This is a genomic window from Legionella sp. (genome assembly GCF_049790535.1).
GTDB lineage: Bacteria > Pseudomonadota > Gammaproteobacteria > Legionellales > Legionellaceae > Legionella.
Genome location: NZ_JBAQZB010000134.1, coordinates 1 through 6,243, shown reverse-complemented (window position 1 = coordinate 6,243; position 6,243 = coordinate 1). Strand labels below are relative to the sequence as shown.

Genomic DNA, 6,243 nt, shown 5'->3' with positions numbered 1-6,243 from the left:
AAATTCGACGGTACAAAGAGAATATTTTGCGAGAGCTGGGCTGCAACAATATAACTCAAGCCGTGGTTATGGGGATTCGTTATGGGAAAATCCCCCTGGAAATCATCAAATGATGTCCTGTTATACCTCTGTTTTTGATTTGGGAGACACGAAAAAATAGCGCTTTTACTAACAGGAAAGCGCTAAGCGGTCAGCAAATAAAAACAGCAAAAAAAATATAAAAAATTGAAGAATTACGAAAAGATACGTAAATTCTTGCAGAAATCTTGAAGATAATTTATATAGGCATGTATATTAACAACTATAATATAATAGTAGAATTTCTTGAGATATACATCATGGGTACGCAGAAAGACAAACCAACAAATAATAAGCATGACATTGTACAGGTTAAAAACCCTAAAACAGAACGATATGTACAAATTGATCGTACTGAAGGTAAAATTATTGCTCACAAATCTACCCCTGGGCCTTATAAGGACATACCTATTGGTAGAAAACGTAAGTGATTATTTACAGTCCTATAGGTGGCGAGCCGCTAACATATAGTCTGGAAAGTCAGCCTCGACACTGCTTTCTAATGACTCGTTTGGGCTTCCCAATACCCAAAGAAGTTACGAAAATCAGAGACTCTATTAATAAAATATGTAAAGCAAAAAAATATAAATTGATTGATGCCAGTACAGATGTAACTGGTGGTGATTATTTACTAAAAATATGGAAAACGATTGCTTCAACTCCTATTTCAATTGGAATTTGTCATGAAGATATTCCCAAACAAACTCAAGAAAATATATATTATGAGATAGGCGCTGCCCAAGCTATGGGAAAAGAAACTATTATAATCAAATCAATAAAAGCAGAGATTCCAAGTGATTTTAAAAGAACAGAATATATAGAATTTAATAACGAATTTAACAAAAAACTTCGTAAATATTTTACTCGACTAGAAAAGATTGCGTATCAGTATGAAACTATGGCCGATCAGTTCGATCCAAGTAATCCGATACTTGCAATCGACTATTTAAAGAGAGCTTTTTTAATTTGTGGTGATGAGCGACTTCGTAAAAAGGCTCTAGTGATTTTACAAAATGCTGGATTACAAGATAGGGCAAAAAACAGCGTAGAAATCTTAGCAGCAAATTTTTAAAGATATAAGGCACTTTAAGTATTTAAATGTTTTTCAATAACGTACTAATTTGAACCATTACGAATTGTTAAAAAATCCATCACTGGTACCGAGAAGAGGACTCGAACCTCCACGGAGTTACCCCCACTAGCACCTGAAGCTAGCGTGTCTACCAATTCCACCACCTCGGCATCGTGCGCTAAATTACTCATATTTTTCAATGCTGTCAATATTTTTTGATTTTTAAATAAATTTGAGTGTTTGAATTATAGAATTGTTAAAATAATTGTAATCCTGTTGATGTATGGTTCTCAAACCATATGAGTAAAAAAGAGATGTTAGGTGCTCCGTCTTTATTTTATGCAAAAGGCTTTCCAGCTTTTAAAATTCGCTCTCTGACTCCCTGCCATAAATCGGTCGCTGGAGGGAGTTCAATTAGAATGCATTGGCTAGTGGACGCATCAGCCATTCTTAATTGAAAGTACAAATCAAAGGCGGCTTTTTGAGGGGTGTCAGCAAATATTTGGTAATGTTCGTTATTCACCGTTGTCGGCTGTTTCCTGGCTATTACATATACTGCATTGGTGCTTTGTTGGCAAAATTGAGCAAGTTGTTCATAGTCAGTAAAATAGTATAAAGGTTTATTGGGTTGGTAATGAGTGTCTAACTTGCCTGGAACTCGAGTGTTGTTGTATTGATTCAACGAGGTCATTGTTGTCACCTCTGCTAAAGCTAGTTCATCAATAAGTCCATGACGTAAAATTTGATAATTCTCAGCGTTAGAGGCGTCGATAATGGTTGATTCGATGCCTACAGCACAACGACCTCCATCCAGTATTGTTAATTCTTTATTATGAAATGATGTTTGAACATGTGATGCAGTAGTAGGACTTACTTTTCCAAAAGGATTTGCGGAAGGAGCAACAATCGGGATTTGCAGTTTTTTTATTAACTCTTGAGCCATTGGATGTGCTGGACATCTTATAGCCACAGTCGATTGGCCGCCATTAATTAACGGGTTTATCTGTCCTGGTTTACAACGTAATACGAGTGTTAATGGGCCTGGCCAGAATTTTTCAATAAGTTGTTTGGCGTAAGAAGGGATGTCTGTGACCAATTCAGTTAAATCCCAATTTGTTGCAACATGAACAATTAATGGGTGGTTTAAAGGTCTGTTTTTCATAACAAACACCGCTTTAATTGCTTGTATATTGTTAATCGGTGCTGCTAACCCGTAAACAGTTTCTGTTGGTATTGCAACAGGTTTTCCCGCCTGTAAATTGCAAACAGCCAGATCGATATTAGTAGTAATTAAAGGCATATATTGGTCTCTATAATAACGTACCTATCTTTATTGGCAGGTAAATTTTTAAAAATTACCATTTTTACACAATTAGACTTATTAATGGAATAGTCCTGTGTGAAAATTACAGATATTTTGCCTTTTTAAAACAACCTGCATAGAATCAACGTATTAAACTTGTTTAGAGAAATTGACCATGTTCTTTGCCTTACTGGAAAAAATGATAGACCGTTATTTTGCTCTTATACCTCGAGGTACACCTAATCCAGATCAGGTGCATGCTGCACGTTTGATTGCTCACCGCGGTGCGCATGACAATGTGCACGGAGTTATTGAAAACACACTCCCTGCATTTAGACTGGCGGAAAAATCAGGGTGTTGGGGAATAGAGCTGGATGTGCATATAACGGCTGATCAAGTGTTAGTGGTGAATCATGATTCTAGTTTAAAGCGATTATGGGGACATGATTTGATTATTGCCAATTTAAATTTTTCTGATTTACGGGCCCAAGTTCCAGAAATACCAACTCTTGCAGAAGTCGTTGCCGAATTTGGACAACGACTGCATTTATTTATCGAATTAAAGCAACCATTGCAGGATGAAGAGTGTCTACTGCAAATTTTGCATAAATTGCGTGCAAAAGAAGATTATCATTTACTAACTATCGATGCGTCAATTGTTCAAGCTTTATCAAAATTTCCTAAGCATGCTTTATTATTGGTTGCCTCACACAATAATGTGCGTAATTTTTGTGATTTAAGTTTAAAGGAGCATTATGGTGGTGTCTTAGGACATTATTTATTATTAACCACTAAATTAGCAACTCGACTAAAAGCTGGAAAACAAGTGGTGGGTGTTGGATTTGTAGATTCTAAGTACAGTTTATATAGAGAATTAAACAAAGGAATGCATTGGATATTTACCAATCGCGCTGAACAAGTGAGTCTTTACTTACAGTCCTTGCTAAATTAATATTCTTTTAGTTCACCTGCATTCTCCCATCCTCCACCTAGAGCCTGAAAAAGAGCAACTGTGTCGGTAAGTCGATTGGCCTGTGCTTGAATTAAATTTAAGTGAGCTTGATGATAAGCTTGTTGATTAATTAGCAAAGCCGCTACATTACTGTCACCTAATACCAGTTGACGACGGGCAATAGTGAGACTGGTTAGTGCAGCCTGTTCGGCATTGCTCGCAGCGCGTAAAGCAAAAGCATCTAATTGGATTGCTTTTAAGGTATCGGCTACATTTTGGAAGGCATTAATGACAGTAGCGCGATACTGCGCAGCAGCTTGTCTATAGGTTGCTTCTGCAGCACGTTGTTTATGGCGTAAACTGCCACCGTAGAAAATTGGTTGCGCAATAATTCCTGCAAGGGCCCAAAATTGGGTATCGGGTTGTAGTAGTGTACCTAAAGTAGTTGCAGCTGTACCAAGATTAGTGCTGTTAATAGTAAAATTGGGTAGGCGATTTGCGATGCTAACACCAATTAAGGCATTTGCCGCATGCATTTGTTCTTCTGCAGCACGAATGTCAGGTCGATGCTCAATTAATTGTGAAGGAACTGCAATGGGTAGTTGCGTTGGAAGTTTTAAGGAATTTAAACGAAATATCGGAGTTTGTGGATCATCAGGAAAACGCCCTGTAAGCGCATTTAGTAAATCGCCTTGAATAGCAAGTTGTTTTTCTAATGGAGGTAATGTAGCTGTAGAGGCAGCTAGCGCTGCCCGTTGAGCAGTAACATCACTTAATGCCGCATCACCTAATTTTAATTGTTGTTGGAGCATTGCTAATAGCTTTTTTTGGTTCATAATAATTTGGCGGGTGGCGATAATTTGTTCGCGAAGAGCTGCTTCTTGTATTGCTGCATTCACCACATTTGCCGTTAATGCCAAGTAAGTTGCTTCTAATTGGAAGCGTTGTGATTCTGCTTGTGCCATTAATGATTCCAGTTGGCGTCGTGTTCCACCAAATACGTCTGGGATGTAAGACACAAAAAGCTGTCCAGTAAATAATGAATATTGATATTGATTATTTGCCAAGACACTGGTCAGAATGTTTGCGGTTTTTTGTGTTGTAGGTGAAAATGAGATACCCAAAAAGGGAAAAAGAGCCCCTTGTTGTGCATAAGCAGTTTCTAAAGCGGTGCGTAACGCTTCTTGAGCTGCCTCAATTGAAGGGTTAGTGCGCATACTTGCGATGATGAGATCATTTAAAGATCGCGAATGAAATAATTGCCACCACTGTGCTGGAATGTCTTTGTTGGCTACAAAGGATTGTGATGCTCCCAGTTTGGTTTTGCTCGCCACTGTTTTTGGGGACAATGATTTTGCTATGTACATTTTTGGCAAAGGGGTGACAGGTCGTTTGTAGTTAGGCCCCACTGCACAATTACTTAAAAAAAGAGAGATTACTCCAACAAAAATATACTTCTCGCACCAGAAGGTACTCAGTTTTTGGTGGCTTGATTTGGTGTCAATACATTTTATGGTCCAGCTTAGAATATTTATTTGCAATGGCCTCATCGCTTTTTCCTCCACGGATTAAGCGTAATACCGCCTTGCTCTATCACTCGTGTTAACGAGTAATAGTAGGTTGGTAGAATAAATAGTGTGAGCAATGTAGATACCGCCAAACCACCAACAATGATGGTAGCAAGTCCTCGTTGTACATCAGTGCCAACTCCAGTTGCTAAAGCAGCGGGTAACATGCCAAATGAGGCAACAGTTGCGGTCATCAAAACGGGGCGAAGACGCTCTGTGGCTCCGTTTACTACCGCGCGACTGAGTGCTTTATTTATGCCGCGAACACGTCGAATGTTTGAGATCATGATAATGGCATTTTGTACTGAGACGCCGAACAGTGCAATAAATCCGACAGCAGTTGCTACATTCAGTGTTTCCCCAGTAAGATGAAGAGTAATTAATCCACCCAACGTTGCCATGGGTACCACACCTAAAATGAGAAAAACCAGGTGCAATTTTTGAAATTCAAAATATAAGAGAAGTCCCATGAGTATTAACACAAGGCCTAGAATATAAATCAGTCGTTTTTCTGCACGCTCCTGGCTTTCAAATTGGCCTGCCCACTCAAGGCGGAATTTTTTAGCATCAAATTTTACTTCCTTGTTAATGCGTTGTTTTGCTTCGTTAAGATAGGAAGTTAGATCACGTCCGCGATTTTCCATGCGTACTGTAACTTGCCGCGCGCCTGATTCGTGGGCAATATTGCTTTCACCGGTTTTATATTCTAGTTTGGCAAGCTCTGACAAGGGTATTTTGGCTCCATCAGAACTGTTTAGAAATAAATTTCCTAGAGATTGAATGCTCATCTTATCTGTTTTAGGAATGTGTGCTGTAGCATTGTAAATTCGTTTACCCACATAAATAGTTGTCACCGGTGAACCGCTAAAACCTGTTTGAATTAAGTTAGTGACGTCGGCCACATTGATGCCGTAGCGCGCGATTTTATCCCTGTCGACTTGAATGATAATTTGTGGAATAGGTGGTTCTTGAAATAATGAGGCAGAGGCTGTGCCTCTAATTGTTTTTAAAATAGGGACAATTTCATTACCAATCCGTCTACATTCATGTAAATTATTACCATAAATTCGTAAAGCAAGAGGACTATGGGCACCACCAATAATATCATTGACACCATCAATAATGGGTTGACTAATGCCAATGGTATAGCCAGGCATTTTTGCAAATTGTTGTGTAAGTTTATTAATAAATTGGAGTTTGGTTTCTTTATTAGGCCATGTGGAATAAGGGTGTAAACCTACAGGTACTTCAATATGTGATGGAGTCCAGG

At 38.6% G+C, this 6,243-nt stretch carries 6 protein-coding genes and 1 tRNA gene; 3 read left to right on the top strand and 4 right to left on the bottom strand.

What is annotated here, in order from left to right; all coding sequences use genetic code 11:
• Positions 1-338 precede the first annotated feature (338 nt).
• Positions 339-509 (top strand): hypothetical protein, encoded by a 171-nt coding sequence (locus tag WA877_RS09060; protein ID WP_425170593.1) that lies wholly within the window; start codon positions 339-341, stop codon positions 507-509.
• Positions 506-1,150 (top strand): hypothetical protein, encoded by a 645-nt coding sequence (locus tag WA877_RS09055; RefSeq protein ID WP_425170592.1) that lies wholly within the window; start codon positions 506-508, stop codon positions 1,148-1,150. Before WA877_RS09060 ends, WA877_RS09055 begins: the two co-directional genes overlap by 4 nt.
• Before the next feature lie 83 nt (positions 1,151-1,233).
• Here the strand turns inward: WA877_RS09055 and WA877_RS09050 are convergent.
• Both WA877_RS09050 and WA877_RS09045 read right to left on the bottom strand, forming a co-directional pair.
• A tRNA-Leu gene (locus WA877_RS09050) sits at positions 1,234-1,320 on the bottom strand.
• Between the two features lie 167 nt (positions 1,321-1,487).
• Positions 1,488-2,450: an L-threonylcarbamoyladenylate synthase gene (locus tag WA877_RS09045; protein WP_425170591.1), complete on the bottom strand. Its 963-nt coding sequence runs from the start codon at positions 2,448-2,450 to the stop codon at positions 1,488-1,490.
• Between the two features lie 178 nt (positions 2,451-2,628).
• On the opposite strand from WA877_RS09045, the gene WA877_RS09040 reads away from it, so the two are divergent.
• The gene (locus tag WA877_RS09040; RefSeq protein WP_425170590.1) at positions 2,629-3,405 is read left to right on the top strand and encodes a glycerophosphodiester phosphodiesterase; all 777 of its coding nucleotides are present in this window, start codon (positions 2,629-2,631) and stop codon (positions 3,403-3,405) included.
• On the opposite strand, the gene WA877_RS09035 is transcribed toward WA877_RS09040, so the two are convergent.
• Positions 3,402-4,955, bottom strand: a complete 1,554-nt coding sequence (locus tag WA877_RS09035) for an efflux transporter outer membrane subunit (protein ID WP_425170589.1) — start codon at positions 4,953-4,955, stop codon at positions 3,402-3,404. The two genes, WA877_RS09040 and WA877_RS09035, sit on opposite strands and share 4 nt — an antisense overlap.
• On the bottom strand, positions 4,952-6,243 hold a 1,292-nt coding region (locus WA877_RS09030; RefSeq protein WP_425170588.1), incomplete at its 5' end, for an efflux RND transporter permease subunit. The genes WA877_RS09030 and WA877_RS09035, both read right to left, overlap by 4 nt.

What these genes read in the sequence shown, in the direction of transcription:
- WA877_RS09060 (WP_425170593.1), top strand. Translation starts at nt 339, where the DNA reads ATGGGTACGCAGAAAGACAAACCAACAAATAATAAGCATGACATTGTA.
- WA877_RS09040 (WP_425170590.1), top strand. Translation starts at nt 2,629, where the DNA reads ATGTTCTTTGCCTTACTGGAAAAAATGATAGACCGTTATTTTGCTCTT.
- WA877_RS09045 (WP_425170591.1), bottom strand. Translation starts at nt 2,450, where the DNA reads ATGCCTTTAATTACTACTAATATCGATCTGGCTGTTTGCAATTTACAG.
- WA877_RS09035 (WP_425170589.1), bottom strand. Translation starts at nt 4,955, where the DNA reads ATGAGGCCATTGCAAATAAATATTCTAAGCTGGACCATAAAATGTATT.